The 391-nt window shown below is 61.1% G+C and carries 1 pseudogene; it reads right to left on the minus strand.

What is annotated here, in order from left to right:
• Window positions 1-391: pseudogene (locus ABC977_RS18255) on the minus strand (cytosolic protein); the annotation flags it as partial.

The raw sequence follows: 391 nt of genomic DNA on the forward strand, positions 1-391 counted from the left end.
CTGTTGGATCAGTAACCGCAGGAGCCGGACCTGACCCGTGCCAATCCCTTTCTCGATCCCTTTCTCGATCCCTTTCTCGATCCCCTTCGCGACCCCCTTCGCGACCCCTTTCTTCTGAGCGATTCGCTCGAAGCTGCTCACATAGCGCATGCGTCGTTCCTCATCAAATTGCTGGACCTCGCTCCATAACTGGGTTTCCAGTCCCTCCGGCAGCGTCAGCACCCAGTCGATGAACCGGAACAGCTCGAGTATGTCCTGACGCGCAAAACCGCGCCGGTACAGGCTGCGTATCAAGCCCAGTTTGGCCTGGTAGCGCGCGGCCTCGGATCCCGCGGTGTCCTGCGCCTTCAGGTGCGCCTGGGTCACCACGGCAAAGGGATTGGCCGAGGCA

It is taken from the genome of Thioalkalicoccus limnaeus (assembly GCF_041197575.1).
GTDB classification, from domain to species: Bacteria; Pseudomonadota; Gammaproteobacteria; order Chromatiales; family Chromatiaceae; genus Thioalkalicoccus; species Thioalkalicoccus limnaeus.